The following is a 16255-nucleotide window of genomic DNA, read 5'->3' as shown; positions in this document are numbered from 1 at the left end:
TATAAGTACACATTAAAGTAACTAATCAAAAAGCAATCTACATATTTTAACTAAATGATTCCATTTAACAAACCCTATATGACTGGCGATGAGTTGTATTATATAAAAGATGCAGTTTTACGAGGGAAAATTTCTGGTAACGGATATTATACCCAAAAATGCCATAATTTTTTTAAAGAGGTTATAGGTTTTAGAAATTGTTTATTGACGTCTTCTTGTACAGATGCTTTGGAAATGGCAGGAATACTCATTGATATTAAACCAGGTGATGAGGTTATTATGCCATCGTATACTTTTGTTTCTACTGCCAATGCTTTTGTTTTACGTGGTGCTAAAATAGTGTTTGCGGATAGCTATTCTGATAATCCAAATATCGATGCAAATTTAATTGAAGGATTAATTACATCAAAAACAAAGGCAATTGTGGTTGTGCACTATGCGGGTGTAGCCTGTGATATGGATACAATTATGGATATTGCGAATAACCATAAATTATTTGTTATAGAAGATGCAGCGCAGGCAATTGATTCATATTATAAAGGAAGGCCACTTGGTACAATAGGGCATTTAGGAACATTTTCATTTCATGAGACTAAAAATATTATTTCAGGAGAGGGAGGAATGTTAGTTATTAACGACGAACGTTTTGATAAAAGAGCTGAAATTATTTGGGAGAAAGGAACGAATCGATCCGCATTTTTTAGAGGAGAAGTGGATAAATATTCTTGGGTTGATGTTGGATCTTCTTTTTTGCCTTCAGATGTAACGGCTGCTTTTTTGTTTGCGCAATTGGAGAATTTAAAGAAGATCCAATCCAGAAGAAAGACACTATGGAATCAATATTACGAAGGTCTTAAAAAACTTGAAAATGAAGGTTTATTTGAATTACCAAGCATACCAGCATATGCCAGCTGTAATGGACACTTGTTTTATATATTATGTAAACATGTAGAGGAACGAAGTCGGTTAATTACTCATTTGAAAGAAAATGGGGTATATGCCGTTTTTCACTATGTATCCTTGCATAAAAGTCCTTTTTATGAATTAGAAAATGATAACCTTGAGTTAGATAATTGCGAGATGTTTTCCGAAAGATTGTTACGATTACCTTTATACTATGAATTACATATGGAAGATCAAAATAAAATAATAAATCTGGTTATAAGTTTTTTTGATGAAAAATAAGGATTTCACGGAGTTTGATCTAAAAAAAATGATTACCTATCGAAATGGCTTTATATTAACCGCTTTCGTTATTGGTTGGACTATGATGTTTTTGAGTAAAGATTATGGTCCATTAGAAGATACCAAAATTCATCAAGATCATGGAGAGAGGATATTAAATTATTTTAAAGGTATTGATGAAATAGCAAAACTAAGTCCTGTTGATGAAAATGGAAAATATATTGATGTAGCCTTAAGTAAAGATCACGAAAATCGTGGTATGAATGGTTTTGGTGGTTTCTTTGATTTGGTTACTAATTTTTTACATCAATTTTTTGATTCTTATAATGCCTATGCCTTTAAGAATTTGATAAATTCAGTTTTTGGTTTTCTTTTGTTTTTGTTTTGCGGACTGATAGGGAAGGAGTTAGGAGGTTGGAAATCTGGGTTATTAGCTTTGGTATTTGCAGTGTTGTGTCCTGTCTTTTTTGGGTATTCAATGAATAATCCAAAAGATATTCCGGCTGCAGCATTCTATATGTTTTCTTTATTCCATATCATAAAGCTATTGAAAGAACTGCCAGCGATTACCATTAAAAGAGCTGTTTTCTTGATTTTAAATATTTCATTGCTAATAAATATTAGGGTCATTGGACTTATTGCTATTGGGTATCTTATTTTGGCGGTTTTTTTATGGTGGATCTTAAGGCATTATGAATCCAGATTTAAAGAGATTCAATGGAAAGACTCATTACTTTTATTTGGTAAAACATTAGGTGTTTCGATACTATCTTACTTGGCAACTAGTATTTTTTGGCCGTACGCTCAGACCAATCCGTTTAAAGTTCCTGTTGAAATCTTGCTTAAAATGGGTGAGTTTAGAGGTTTTGAAAACTTGCAATTGTTTGAAGGAGAGTGGAAGAGTAGTTTTGAAATGCCTTGGTATTATGCTATAAAAAACTTGTTTATTATCATGATGCCGTTACACGCATTTCTAGGGTTCTTTCTAATACCTTTACTTTATTTTAGAGAAACTAAGCAGAATATACTTAAGATTTCCCTGATTTTATTCGCATCAGTATTTCCAATGATCTTGATAATTATTGCGAATCCAAATAGCCATGATGGTTCTAGACAGTTTATGTTTTTGGTATTACCGATGGTTATTTTAAGTGCAGTTAGTTGGTACAAATTATTCAGTATGATTCCTGCCAAAAATATAGTCAAAATTGTTTTTGGTTGTATGGTATTTCTCATGTTACAACCATTAAAATTTATGATACAATATCACCCTTTGCAAGCGCTATATTTTAGCCCAATTGTAGGGGGAGTGTCTGGGGCCTTTGGTAATTACGAAATAGATTATTATGGCGTAGCAGTAAAATCTGCTGTAGATTGGTTAGAAGAAAATATAGGAGATAAAAATAATCCTCCAAAGGTACGTATGTACTATGGAAGTCAAACTAAATTAAATTACCAGAATAAAAAAGAAACTGGTTTGATTTATGTAGAAGATAGAAGACATTCTATGGATTGGGATTATTCTATTATTTTATTAGCCGAAGGAAAATATAACAAAGATCATTTAAATGTAAACTGGTCTGAAGATCACACAGTACACGAGATAAAAATTGAAGGAGTACCTATTTGTTTTATAATTAGAAACCATAAAAATATAGATAGACATATTGAAGAATTAACGTCAGAGTTAAAAAAGAAAACTTCATCTAATGGGTATGGTCAACTAGCTTTATTACAGTATAATAAAGGTGATTATTTTAAAAGTATAAGCTCTCTGAAGGAAGCAACTAGATTGGATCCTTATAATTATATAGCATTTAATAATTTGTGTTCGGCTTATAATAAGTTGCTCCTTTTTGAGGAGGCCAGATTAGCCTGTGAAAGAGCCCTGTTGGTTAAACCAAATATGGAATTGGCTAAAAACAATTTTATAATTTCTAATGAAGGAATTCACAGAAGAAACATCAAAAATTTTACGATAGAAGAATATAATTTTATTAGTGATAATTACTATAAATTAGGTGACCAGAGGAAAAGTATTATTGCAACTCTAGAGTTATTAGAAAAAGATCCTAACAATGCAGTTGCCTATAATAATTTATGTACATCATATAATCGTATGGGAGAGCACGATAAAGCAATAGAAGCCTGTGAAAAAGCTATAGAATTGGCTCCAAGCTTTCAAATGGCTAAAAATAATCTGAAATGGGCAAAACAAAATAAGAAGAATAAATAGATTTTTTAATAAATTTTGTGAATGAAAATTAATATAGTAAAAAACTTATTATTTATTGATATAGCACTAGGTCTAATAGTATTGTACTTGATTTTTTTCAATTATTCGCATTTAATACTTTTAATATCAGATAATTATCTTCCGGTATGGAGTGATGAGTATTTTTATTTTATAAATGCAGATTCTTATATTCAAAATAATACATTACAAGCAGCTTTGACTTATAGTGGAAAAGGCAGTGTTATTTTTAGTTCGGATGCCCATGGTTTTGCATATTCATTATTACACGGTATTGTGGCTTATTTTTTTGATTGGACCAATTTGAGTTTTATTTATTTAAATTTCGCTCTTATTGTTGTTGCTATATTATTAATTAGTTTTTTGAAACCATTAACAATCAGTCAAAAAATTTGGATTTCTTGTCTGATTTTACTCTATCCTTTTTTTCAATTATATGGTTTTACATATATGCAAGAATCTATTCATGTTTTTATAGCTATTGTACTAAGTATTTTGCTTTATAAGTTATACGAAAAAGAAGAGAACAGTTTATATGTATGGTTATTTATAGGAGTGATTTTTATAGGAAGTTTTTTTAGAAGTCTTTGGTTTTTTTGGTTGATAGGTTTGATTCCATTAGCAGATTCTAAAAGAGAATATAAAAAATATGGAATTATATTTTTTTTAGGAGTATTGTTATCATTTTTGTTTACAAAAATGTTTACAGAATCAATACCTAACTATTTTTCTTCGTTGTTAGTTTTATTAGAGAATGGCGATGTTTGGGGGTTTTTAGTTTCTTTAGTTACTCACTTTTTTGAAAATATTAAATTTTATTTCTCAATAAAAAATTTCAATTCCGTATACGATACAATAAAATATATAAATATAGGAGTTGTTTTTTATTTTGTATTTGATGCTATTAAAAATAAAAATAGATTATCTAAAGCGATAAGTTTAATAGGAGCTGTTAATTTTTTATTACTGTTTTTTTTATACGATGCATTTGGAGGGAGAGAAATTCGTACAATGTCACCTTTATTTTATTTTAGCATTATTTTTATTGTTACAGGGGTGAAAAATTATTTAAGATACCCAATAATTGCTAGTGTTTTTGTTTTATTTGTGCTTAACCTAGATACAACTAAGGAATGGATATTAGAGCGAAATAGAATTAATTTAAATAGTTCACAGAACTTACATAGAAAAGCTGCTTTTGATCAAATAGCTAAAGAGCTCAAGGAAAGTTCAACTATTTTACTTAATTATACCCCTAGAGATTATTCTTTAGATTTATTTGGTTTGCCTTTAAAAACATCAAATGGGGCTCCTATAAGGTATATTGTTCCCTATTATCAGGTGGAGATAGGAGATTATGATTATCATATTATTAGACCAAATAGAGCTGGGATCAATAATAAAATAATTGACAATAGATATTACATACTTTCAAAGAAAAAATAATTGTTTTACAGGGTCTTTATAATTGTTATTGGCTATTACGAGATATTAATTTACTTAATTTGAATTAAAACTAGAATGAATAAAATTTTAAAGTATAAAGACCTGGATAACATTTTACTTTTTGTGTTATGTACTGTACTTTTTTGGTGTATCTTAAAGTATCTCTCAACGGATATGAATTTACATATAGAATCTATAATTTGGGTTAATAATGGTCAGTCCTCATATTCTCCTCATTTTTTGTTCTTTTTTATTCTTAATTTTCTCTCTTTTTTTTCAAGTAATGTTACTATAATGACATTAGTTGCAGTATTATTATTAGCAATATCGACTTTAGGTAAATATGTTATTTCCAAGTATATGCTTTCCGAAGTGGTTTTGGACTCTAAATTTGAATATAAAGTGCTTTTGATTAAAGTTATTTCATTTGCTTTGATTTTTTGTTTTGCGATTCCAGATGTTTATAATTTTTTTGTCTTAGAAAAGATGTATTTAGGCAGAATTCCATCCGTAGTTTGGCACAACTCTACTGTTATAGCAGTATTTCCGCTAGCAATACTTCTTTTTTGGAAACAGTTAAAAATATTTGACAAAAACTATAATTCTTTATGGTCCAAGGATATTTGGTTTATAACATTGCTTGTTGTTTTAAATATTTTTGTAAAGCCTTCATTTATATTTGTTTATGCTCCTGTTACGGCTTTGTTTCTTGTCAAAGACTTTACATTGGAGAAAAGGATTAGTCATTCGATAAAGTTTTTCCCATTATTTATTGGTTTAGTTGTTTTGTTTCTTCAATATATTAGTATTTATTATTATCAGACCGGTACATTTGTTTCAGGAAAAAGCTCATTGACAATAGGAGCTCCTTTTGAATTTGTTAGGAATTTTATACCTGCTTGGTATATTCCAATAGCATTGTTTTTTTCATTTGCATTTCCTATAGCAGCAATTTATTACCATAGGGATATTCTAAAGAATAAGGCTTTTTTATATGCATTATGTCTTACGATCTTTGGAATTTTAATAAGCGCTTTTATCGTAGAAGATGGCCCGAGAAGACTTCATGGTAATTTTACTTGGCAAAATATTATTTGTGCCTATATCCTTTTATTGTCTACAGCTACTTTTTTATTGCCTAAATTACTTAGTAAGAATGAAGATGTGAAGATAAAAATTATTTTATGGACAGTTTTTATGCTACATTTTTTATCTGGGATTTTGTATTTATTTAAGTTGTATTTCGTTGATTCTAAACTTGTGCACGCTCATTAATACTTTCTTTAGTATATGTTTAAAATATAGACTTAATCCGATAGAGTTTCAAAATATAGAAAACCCAGTCAAAGTCGTCAATCTTTCTAGCGCATACATTCCCAGTTCAGAATTTCCTTTTGGATTAAGAGGAGGACTCCATACAGTTACTGCATATTGACCTGGATGAATAGCTGCAATTCCTCCACCTACACCACTTTTACCTGGTAAACCCACTCTAAAACTAAATTCTCCTGCTTCATCATAAAATCCGCAGGTCTGCATAATAGCATTGATACGTTTTGTTTTTCTAGAAGTGATGACCTCGATGTCATCCGACAAAGTATTTCCGGCGTTAGCATAAATCATAAAGGCAGTTGCTAATTCTTTGCACGACATCTCAATAGAACATTGATAAATGTAAAGATCTAAAACAGTTTCTATGTCATTTTTTATATTACCAAAAGATTTCATGAGGTTCAACAAAGCAGCATTGCGATGACTATATTTCTTTTCAGAATCAAAAACTTTTTGATTGATGTTAATAGTAGTGTTTCCTGTAATTTTATGTATAAAATCCAAGAACTCTTGCTGAGGGTTTTCAAGTATTGAAACTAAAATATCAGCAATAACCAATGCGCCTGCATTTATAAAAGGATTTCTTGGGATTCCATTTTCATACTCTAACTGAATCAATGAATTGAAAGGGTCTCCCGATGGTTCTACATCTACTCGCTCAAATAATTCATCATCCAATAAAGACATTGCCAGTGTTAATGAGAATACCTTAGAAATACTTTGGATAGAAAAACGCTCACTCTCATTGCCAAAACCATAATGACCTGAGTTAATACAGTATAAATGCATTCCGAATTTATCAGGGTCAATCTTAGCTAATTCTGGAATATAAGTAGCTACTTTTCCTGTAATAGGTCTGGCTAATGTTTCAGATTTAATTGTATCAAGAATTTTCTGGTATTGCATACATCAATTAGTTTAATCCTGATAAAGAACTACCTGTAGGTATTTCATAAGGGCTTTTATTTTGTTCAAAAATTCTTGCGGATAAATCACCTTTTAGGGTTATATCATTTTGATGAATTCTTAACCAACTTCCTTCTCTAAGTCCAACTACAGGTTGCGGATTTATTGTATGAAACTCTTTAATACGTGTTTCTCGGGTTTCACCTTTATGCGTAGAATTGGGATCAGGATCCAGGTAATGCGCATTTACATTAAAAGGTACAATGCCTAAAGTTTTAAGACTTGGAGGATGTACTATTGGCATATCATTGGTTGTCTGCATAGTAAGCCCGCATATATTGCTTCCTGCACTAGTTCCTAAATAAGGGATGCCAGAATCTATTGCTTTTTTAAGGGGTGCTATTACTTTATTTCGGTATAATTGATCCACCAGAAGAAATGTATTCCCTCCGCCAGTAAAAATACCCTGGGTGTTTTTAAAAGCTTCTATAGTATCTGAAAACATATGTATTCCAAGTACTTTTTTATTAATTTTCTTAAAAATATTATTCACACCAATAGTATATTCATCAAGAGAAATTCCTCCAGGTCGAGCATAAGGAATAAATAGTATTTCATCAGAATCAACAAAAAGCTCAATTAATGGCTCAAATAAATATTCTAATGGACCGCTTCCGTGAATAGTAGAGGTGCTGGCTATTATACAGTTTTGCATGAAGTTGTTTTTTTAGTAAAGGTAGTTTAACGTTTTCTTATAAAGAAATCTTCTCAGCATATTGAAAAAATATAGTATCTTCAATGAAAACAAATTTAATTCGGCTTACTATGAAAATGAAATTATCCCTACTTTTTATATGTTGTGCAATTAGTTTTTCATTTGCGCAGATTACCTCTAGAGTTATGATTGATGGGCGTATTAGTGCTCCAATAGGCGATGATGTAGAAGGAGTAGTTGTATATAATCTTACTACTAAAAAAGGTACTATTACAGATAATAAAGGTGATTTTAGAATTAGTGTTGGTGCCAATGATAAAATAGAAATTATAGCTATGCAGTACCAGAAATTTGTGGTGTTGATTGATAAAGGAGTTTTAGATAATAAAAGATTGAACATTTTCTTAAATGAATCTGTAAATCTTTTGGACGAAGTAATAGTAACGCCTTATGATCTGTTAGGAAATGTTTCGATTGATGTGAAAAAAATTGGTGTAGAGGATAGCGGAATTGAAGAAGTAGCTAAATTAACATCAGATAGGATTAATGATACGGATTACGATTGGACACCAGACGAACTTTCTGAATTAGAGAATAAAGTGTTTTTAGAAGATAGAATGATTTATGGACTTAATTTTGTCAATCTTTTTAAGGTTGTTTTTCAGGATAAAGATAAAAAAGACAGCAAAAAACCTGTAGATATCGATGTTCAAGTTCGAAATATATATAATGATGAATTTTTTAAAACAAATTTAGCTCTAGAAATGGATCAGATTAATGATTTTATATTCTTTGCCGAAGAAAACGGACTTAATAAGTCATATTTGGAAGAGGGAAATGAACTTAATTTGATAGAATTTTTGGTGTCGCAAAGCAAAGTATATAAGGATCGTAAATAATATTTTGGGTATTGACAGCGCAACACTTTTGATTTCTCTTCGTCTTTTATGATGATGTGACGAAGTCCTGAGGATCAATGTATCCAAGGAAAACTAATAGTGTGAGTTTTTCCTTTTGATTATAGTCATAAAACAAATTCAGTGTATGACTAGACGATTACCCATTTTATTTTTTCTTTTCATTTTAGTAAATACTTTTGGTCAATCTCAAAGATTAAAAGGTAAAATCATAGCTGATTCGTTAGAAGGTTTTGCAATTAATATTGTGAATTACACTAAGAAAATAGGAGCGACAAATGATCAGAGAGGTAATTTTGAAATTCCTGCAACCGTTAATGATTCAATTATTTTTTCTTCAGTTCAATATGAGGTGATTTCCATTTTAGTTAAGGAAGATGATCTAGAGAATGAAAATTTTCAAGTAAAACTGAATCCAGTTGTTCGTAAGCTCCAGGAGGTAAACGTGAGTGATATAAATCTTTCAGGAAATATAGATAAGGATGCGAAATATATAGAAATTAAACCTTTTGTAAATAATAGAAGTTTGGGCTTGCCATTCAGAGATATAAAACAGCCAACACAAATAGAAAGAAGAATTTATACTGCAAAATCAGGTGTTATAGATCGGCCGATCAATTATTTAAATGGAACATTAAAAAAACTAAAACGGATAGAAGCTCTTCAAGATTTAGATAGACTCATTGAAAAAGGAGAGGCCTCATTTAATATGGCTTTTTTTACGAAGGATTTGGGAATACCAGAGACCTTAATCTCTGACTTTATGTATTATTGTGCAGAAGATGAGTACTTCGAAAACTTATTAGAGAATACAAAAAGATTGTCGTTGTTAGAGTTCTTTCAAGAAAAAGCGAAATTTTACAAAGAGTATAAGGAAATTGATTGATAAGTATTCTTTTTTAGATAATAAGACGCTTTTGGCATAATATTTTATGTCAAAATAGTACATTTACCCATCTTTTAAATCATAATAAATTGAAGAAATTATTATTCATTTTACCTGTACTTCTAGTTTTTGTAAGTTCTTTTACGGTGCTCCATAAATTTTATGTCAGCGTTACCCAAATAGAATATAATGAGGAACAAAAGTCATTGCAAATTATCTCAAGAATTTTTATCGATGATATTGAAGAAGTGCTTAGAAAACGATATGATGAAACCATAGAATTAGTTTCAGAAAAACAAGAAGCTAAAGTAGATCAATATTTGAGCACATATTTAAATCAAAAATTGGTGATTACTGTTAATGGTCAAGAAGTGTTTTTTAATTTTCTTGGAAAAGAATATGACAATGATCTTGTACTATGTTATTTGGAAGTAGAAAATGTTACTTCACTCGAAAAAATAACAGTTTCTAATCAAGTTTTGATGGACTTTTTTGATGAACAACAGAATATTGTACACGTAAAAAAAGGGAAAAATCGAAAAAGCCTTATCCTCGAAAAAGAAAAGGATAAAGGCATGTTAAAGTTTAGTGAATAAATCAGTAAACTTTTAAAAAACAACTATTTTGCAATTTATTACTTAACACAATTTCACTCTAATGAAAAAAATACTTTTTGTCCTTTCAGTTACTTTTTTTGTTTCTGCCTCAGGATTGTATGCGCAAAATCAAAATGAAAGCGAACAAACTCGCGAGTTAGGACATACAAATCAAAACAAATTTAAGCAGATGTACGATGAGTTTGCAACTCCTAATATGTACAGAACTGCTTCCGGAGCTCCTGGATCTGCATATTATCAGCAACAGGCAGACTATAAAATGGATATTGAGCTTGATGATAAGAACAAAAAGCTTACCGGTAAAGAAACCATAACATACACCAACAATTCTCCTGACAATTTAGAGTTTCTATGGGTGCAATTAGATCAGAATATGCGATCTAGAAAATCGAAATCTCCATTAATTCAACCAAGTGGAGTAGATGCAGCAGATCCGCCTAATAGATTTGTTGGGAAATATTTAGGAGAGTCTTTTGATGGAGGATTTAATATAACAGCTGTTAAGGATGCTTCTGGTAAACCTTTGGAGTATACTATTAATGGGACAATGATGCGTGTAGAGATGTCTAAAGACCTAGCGTCTGGCGGCAAATTTGTGTTCTCTATAGATTGGTGGTATAATATTAATGATCACGTTAATGGTAGAGGAAGATCAGGTTACGAAGAGTTCGAAGATGGTAACAGAGCATACGTAATTGCTCAGTTTTATCCAAGAATGGCAGTTTATAATGATGTAGAAGGTTGGCAAAATCACCAATTTTGGGGTAGAGGAGAATTCGCACTTCCGTTTGGAGATTTTGATGTGAATATTACAGTTCCTTCTGATCATATTCTAGATGCTACTGGGGTGTTAGTAAATAGGAAAGAAGTATTTACTAAAGAGATGATGAGCAGATATGAAAAGGCGAAGAAATCATATGATAAACCAGTTCTTATTGTAACACAAAAAGAAGCTGAAGCTAAAGAAAAAACATTTGCTGAAAGCAAAAAAACATGGAAACTAAGTGCTAAGAATGTAAGAGATTTTGGATTTGCAACATCAAGAAGATTTATCTGGGATATGATGGCGGTTAAGATCGGTGGAAAAGATGTGATGGCAGTTTCTATGTACCCTAAAGAAGGAAACCCATTATGGGAGGATTGGTCGACTAAAGCTGTAGCCAGTACATTAAAATCATACAGTAGAATGACTTTTGATTATCCTTATCATAAAGCTATCTCTGTACACGCTAAGAATCAAGGTATGGAGTATCCTATGATTTGCTGGAATTATGGAAGACCTGATAAAGAAGGTAAATTTAGTAATCGTACTAAATTTGGAATGATGAGTGTAATTATTCATGAAGTAGGACACAATTTTTTCCCTATGATCGTTAATAGTGATGAACGTCAGTGGACATGGATGGATGAAGGTCTTAATACTTTTGTACAGTATGTAGCGGAGCAAGATTTTGGGGAGTGGTATCCTGATGCAATCGCACCTTTAAAAAAATACCCATCAAGAAGAGGTCCTGCACCTAAAATCGTACCTTATATGAGTGGTGATCAAAGTTTTATTTCACCGATTATGTCGCAGTCTAATAATATTCATCAGTTTGGTTCTAATGCTTATTCTAAACCAGCTACAGGATTAAATATTCTTAGAGAAACTGTAATGGGTAGAGATCTTTTTGATTATTCATTTAGAACGTATTCTCAGAGATGGATGTTTAAACATCCAACACCAGAAGATTTCTTTAGAACAATGGAAGATGCATCTGCAGTAGATTTAGATTGGTTTTGGAGAGGATGGTTTTATACAACTGATTATACCGATATCGGTGTAAAAGAAGTGAAGAAATTTGTAGTTTCTAAAGAACCAAACCAAAGAGCAAAAGATTTTGCAGCTTCAAGAGGAGCTAAAATAGAAGACTTTGGTCCATTAGTATTTATGGTAGAAGAAGGTAGTGAGGAATATGAAGCGATTAAGAAGAAAGGCAACATTATAGATGATGCAAAAACATTGAAAGAATACTTAATGGATAATTTCTCTGTTGAAGAAAGAAAAGTTCTAAAAGAACCGAAGTATTTTTATGAAGTTACTTTCGAAAAACCTGGAGGTTTAGTGATGCCATTGATAGTAGAGTATACATATGAAGACGGAACTTCGGAAACCGTAACATATCCTGCAGAAATATGGAGAAAGAATGATGCAGCAGTTAAAAGAGCGATAGCTTCAGAAAAAGCGATTTCTAAAATTGTTGTAGATCCTAATCAAGAAACGGCAGACATAGATACTTCTAACAATAGCTGGCCTCAGAATAAAAAACTAGGTAAGTTTGATAAATTCAAAAATAAAGTAAAAGGTCAATAAGTTAAAAAACCTTTAAATTATAAATTAAAGCCGTTCGTGATTGCGAACGGCTTTTTTCTGTACATTATTGTAGCTATATTTGCAGTGTTATGATAGCATTACCATTATTCATAAGCGGAACAGAGATAGCCTTTATAGTATTTATATTGGTTATGGTTTTTGGCGCTGATAAAATACCTGAAATCGCTAGAGGTTTGGGCAAAGGAATGCGCATTGTTAAGGATGCTACTAACGATATTAAATCCGAAATTACCAAAAGTGCAGAAAAGCACGGTATTGATACCGATATACCTACTTCCATTACTTCTGATATCAAAAAAGAAATAACTCAAGTAAAAAAGGATATTGAAGACGTTACAGGTCCTGTAAAGCGTAAGTTCTAATCTACCACACTATAGATTTGTCATTTAGATAAATTATAATCTTAATTTTTGTTGTTTTATTAAAAAAATCACTCTTTTTTTAAGGTGATCTTATTTTGTAGTCTTTTTCTGTAAAACCCTTATGAACATTGGTAATTGAGACAGTTTTTTAGTCTTATGCAAGCATAGTAATAACAATTTTTTTAAGATTCTTTCATTGTAATGTGTTAATATTTGGATTTTATTTAATAAATTAGGGGTTAAATTAACTAAATGATAATTATTTGATGTTTTTAGGATTTAGCTACCTCAAAACATTAATAACACACAAACTCATTAATTTATATTAAAATGAAAAAAATTATTACGCTAGTTTTAGGGCTATTCCTTGTCCTATCATGTTCTCAAGAAGACTCAGCCGAAATCATTGATGAAAGTTCAGAATCCCAAAAAATTCTCTCCATTGAAGAAATAAACGCTTTCATAGAAAAACAACTTAAACAGAATGGTGATTTAGATTGGACGAAAGATGCTTCTGCCAATATGTTATATAGTGCGGTGATGCATGGAGGAGAAGTGTTAACAATCGGTTTTGGAGAAAAGGGAGAAAGTTTTATAGACGGTACTCAGCGCTCTCCTAGATTGAACAATGTTATAGAAAGCATATATAGTGCAGTACAAAATATGGAAGGAGTTACACGTTCCAATGTTCAGGTATCACAAGATGGTACATTGAATGTTTTAGATGTAAGAGTTACGAAATTGGAAACGATTGTAGAGTTAAAAGCAATGGACAATATTCGCTACCTAGAACCAAATGGATATGGATTCTACCTTAAGCAGGAAACACAACAAAAGTCCGCTGGTTGCAGTCAAAGTGGACAATCAATCAATAGTGGCGATTATAGTGTGATCTCACCTAATGCGAGACTACCTTGGAACTACAAAAATCATAATATTGACGATGCCTGGAGCCTTAGTACTGGAGCTGGAATTACAGTAGGTCTTATAGATACTGGCTTATCTGCTAACCAAAACCTTTTGGGAAATGGATTTAATGATGGGGCCTCTAATGGTAGATCTGTACAGCGGTTTGGGACATTTATTGATTCTCCTTGGTGGTGGTCAAATAATATAGATGGACCTAATGATAGATGTGGTCATGGAACTCAGATGGCATCTGCTATAGCATCACCACGTAATAATGATTTTATGCCAGTTGGTGTTGCATACAACTCTAATTTGGTAGCATATAGAGGAACAGAAGATGTTGTTTTAAACGATTATCACGAGCGTAAAGGAGTTAGTAATGCACTAAAGGCATTAGGAAATAGAAGTGATGTTAAAATAATTTCAATGTCAGTTGGATATCCTTGGTCAATTGGTAATGTGAAAGATGCTGTAAAATATGCATATGGAAAAGGTAAAATGATCATGGCAGCTGGTGGAACTTCTACTACTTTTACGAATTGGTATGGTGTTATATTTCCAGCAAGTATGAGTGAAACGGTGGCTGTGACAGGATTAAAAGATAATGGATATAATCGTTGTGATATTTGTCACGATGGTAATAAAATTGATTTTACTATTATTATGCAGAGAGCTAGTAATACTAATAGAACCGTACCGGTATTAGGATTTAATAATGGTGCACAATCTTATGTTGGAGGATCTTCTGTAGCAACAGCTATGACAGCGGGTATTGCAGCATTAGTTTGGTCGCGTAATCCTAATATGTCTAGAGCACAAGTATTGGACAAGTTAAAAAGAGCTGGGGAGTTTTATCCTAATCGTAATAGTAAGTTCGGTTATGGAAATATAGATGCATTAAAAGCGGTACAATAATAAGTGAATTAGCAATTGTAGTTACTAATACATGTAAGAAGTGGAATCTCTATGGATTCCACTTTTTTTATTAGTGATCCGTCTAGGCGGATGAAAAGTTGTATGACAATGCATTCAAAATAGATAGTTGAACTAATCTCGTTTTTTTCAGTGGGATTTCATGTCCAATACCTCGAAGCGTGCTTTGGAATTTTAGAAACTATTTTCCATTGAATACCTCGTATGCTTGAATCGGGATAGTTTATTCTGTTTTCAAATATAAAGTGTGGGTGTATTATAAGACTCTACTAATTGTTAATCCATCTCTAATAGGTAACAATACCGTTTCTACACGCTTGTCTTCTGCAAGTAATTTATTATAAGCCAAAAGTGCTTGGGTAGAAAGATCATCCTCAGCAACATCTTGAATCACTTTTCCGCTCCAAAGAACGTTGTCGGATAAAATAATTCCACCTGAATTCATTTTATTTATTATTAATTCAAAATAGGTTGAATAATTTGGTTTATCCGCATCAATAAAAACTAGATCAAACTTTACCTCCATATTAGGTATGATCACGGTGGCATCTCCAACATGTTGGTGTATTTGGTCACCATAAGAAGAAAGGTCAAAATATTTACGCTGAAAATCTTCTAGTTCTTCGTTGATATCAATTGTATTTAGAACACCGTCTTTTTGTATCCCTTCTGCCAGACATAAGGCTGAGTAACCAGTATAGGTCCCTATTTCTAAAATGTTTTTTGGATTGATTAATTTAGAAAGCATACTCAAAACACGACCTTGATAAGGACCGCTAAGCATACGTGGTTGTAATATCTTTTGATACGTCTCTCTAGTTAACTGTTGTAGTAATTCAGGTTCTTTTTCTGTATGGTTTACCACATATGTATCTAGTGCTTCAGGAAGGAAGTGCATAGGAATTATTTTTTTGCAAAGCTAAAAGTTTATGAAAAAAAATAAAGTTTTATTTGATATTATTGGGTCATAAAAAAGCCAGGATTATTATCTATCCTGGCTATATTATTTTTTAAACAGTCTAGAAGCAACCACAAGTTTGATTACCTATTAGAATTCCTCCATCGCAATGATCATCTGTTCCACATTGCCAGTTTGCAGTTCCACAACATTCAATGTCTCCGCGACCACCACAATTACCAGAGGGTCTTAAACGTCCTCCGTTGATAATTTTTTGTTCATTTTTAGTTAATTCTTCAGCTCCTTGTAATTTTAAGATACTTTTTTTCATGTGTATTGATTTTAAGAAATATTTTTTCGGGATCTGTTATAGACACTCCAAAATTTATGTGTCCCTTAAAATACGGATTATAATTTGATTATTAGGGTTTTATGATTAATTGTTGTAATAACTTTGATTCTTTTTCTGTATGGTTTACTACATAGGTTTTGGTATGAAGCGCATGATTTTACTTTTTTTG

14 protein-coding genes are annotated in these 16255 nt (G+C 31.5%); 10 read left to right on the top strand and 4 right to left on the bottom strand.

Annotated elements, in window-relative coordinates; genetic code table 11:
• Positions 1-54 precede the first annotated feature (54 nt).
• The 4 genes from rffA (at position 55) to D1818_RS09085 (ending at position 6160) form a co-directional block, all read left to right on the top strand.
• Positions 55-1185 carry a dTDP-4-amino-4,6-dideoxygalactose transaminase gene (gene rffA / locus D1818_RS09100; protein ID WP_118458181.1) on the top strand — a complete coding sequence of 377 codons (1131 nt, stop codon included), beginning with the start codon at positions 55-57 and terminating at the stop codon, positions 1183-1185.
• Positions 1175-3421, top strand: coding sequence for a hypothetical protein (locus D1818_RS09095; protein WP_118458179.1), 2247 nt, complete (start codon positions 1175-1177; stop codon positions 3419-3421). Before rffA ends, D1818_RS09095 begins: the two co-directional genes overlap by 11 nt.
• A 21-nt stretch (positions 3422-3442) precedes the next feature.
• The gene (locus D1818_RS09090; RefSeq protein ID WP_118458177.1) at positions 3443-4885 is read left to right on the top strand and encodes a hypothetical protein; all 1443 of its coding nucleotides are present in this window, start codon (positions 3443-3445) and stop codon (positions 4883-4885) included.
• A gap of 174 nt (positions 4886-5059) precedes the next feature.
• Positions 5060-6160 carry a hypothetical protein gene (locus tag D1818_RS09085; protein WP_120752488.1) on the top strand — a complete coding sequence of 367 codons (1101 nt, stop codon included), beginning with the start codon at positions 5060-5062 and terminating at the stop codon, positions 6158-6160.
• Positions 6161-6208: 48 nt separating this feature from the next.
• Here the strand turns inward: D1818_RS09085 and D1818_RS09080 are convergent, their stop codons facing one another.
• Together D1818_RS09080 and pepE are read right to left on the bottom strand one after the other, a co-directional pair.
• Positions 6209-7123: a glutaminase gene (locus tag D1818_RS09080; protein WP_118458172.1), complete on the bottom strand. Its 915-nt coding sequence runs from the start codon at positions 7121-7123 to the stop codon at positions 6209-6211.
• 7 nt (positions 7124-7130) lie between these two features.
• Positions 7131-7838, bottom strand: a complete 708-nt coding sequence (pepE, locus tag D1818_RS09075) for a dipeptidase PepE (RefSeq protein WP_118458170.1) — start codon at positions 7836-7838, stop codon at positions 7131-7133.
• Positions 7839-7921: 83 nt separating this feature from the next.
• Between pepE and D1818_RS09070 the strand changes: the two genes are divergently transcribed.
• The 6 genes from D1818_RS09070 to D1818_RS09045 all read left to right on the top strand — a co-directional run bounded on the left by D1818_RS09070 (position 7922) and on the right by D1818_RS09045 (position 14818).
• Positions 7922-8737, top strand: a complete 816-nt coding sequence (locus D1818_RS09070; RefSeq protein WP_147406157.1) for a carboxypeptidase-like regulatory domain-containing protein — start codon at positions 7922-7924, stop codon at positions 8735-8737.
• 145 nt (positions 8738-8882) lie between these two features.
• Complete coding sequence (locus D1818_RS09065) at positions 8883-9641, top strand: hypothetical protein (protein ID WP_118458166.1); 759 nt, start codon at positions 8883-8885, stop codon at positions 9639-9641.
• A gap of 89 nt (positions 9642-9730) precedes the next feature.
• On the top strand, positions 9731-10237 hold the full coding sequence (locus tag D1818_RS09060; protein WP_118458164.1) for a DUF6702 family protein: 507 nt from the start codon (positions 9731-9733) through the stop codon (positions 10235-10237).
• A gap of 61 nt (positions 10238-10298) precedes the next feature.
• Positions 10299-12611 carry a M1 family metallopeptidase gene (locus D1818_RS09055; RefSeq protein WP_118458162.1) on the top strand — a complete coding sequence of 771 codons (2313 nt, stop codon included), beginning with the start codon at positions 10299-10301 and terminating at the stop codon, positions 12609-12611.
• Positions 12612-12700: 89 nt separating this feature from the next.
• Positions 12701-12994 (top strand): twin-arginine translocase TatA/TatE family subunit, encoded by a 294-nt coding sequence (locus tag D1818_RS09050; RefSeq protein WP_118458160.1) that lies wholly within the window; start codon positions 12701-12703, stop codon positions 12992-12994.
• A 330-nt stretch (positions 12995-13324) separates the two neighbouring features.
• Positions 13325-14818 (top strand): S8/S53 family peptidase, encoded by a 1494-nt coding sequence (locus tag D1818_RS09045; protein ID WP_118458158.1) that lies wholly within the window; start codon positions 13325-13327, stop codon positions 14816-14818.
• A 274-nt stretch (positions 14819-15092) separates the two neighbouring features.
• Here the strand turns inward: D1818_RS09045 and D1818_RS09040 are convergent, their stop codons facing one another.
• Together D1818_RS09040 and D1818_RS09035 are read right to left on the bottom strand one after the other, a co-directional pair.
• Positions 15093-15734 (bottom strand): O-methyltransferase, encoded by a 642-nt coding sequence (locus D1818_RS09040; RefSeq protein ID WP_118458156.1) that lies wholly within the window; start codon positions 15732-15734, stop codon positions 15093-15095.
• A 121-nt stretch (positions 15735-15855) separates the two neighbouring features.
• Positions 15856-16065, bottom strand: a complete 210-nt coding sequence (locus D1818_RS09035) for a hypothetical protein (RefSeq protein ID WP_118458154.1) — start codon at positions 16063-16065, stop codon at positions 15856-15858.
• Between the last annotated feature and the right edge of the window lie 190 nt (positions 16066-16255).

The organism is Aquimarina sp. BL5 (assembly GCF_003443675.1).
Lineage (GTDB): Bacteria > Bacteroidota > Bacteroidia > Flavobacteriales > Flavobacteriaceae > Aquimarina.
Note: the sequence above shows the minus strand (reverse complement) of the source record. Positions and strands in the feature narration are given on the sequence as shown.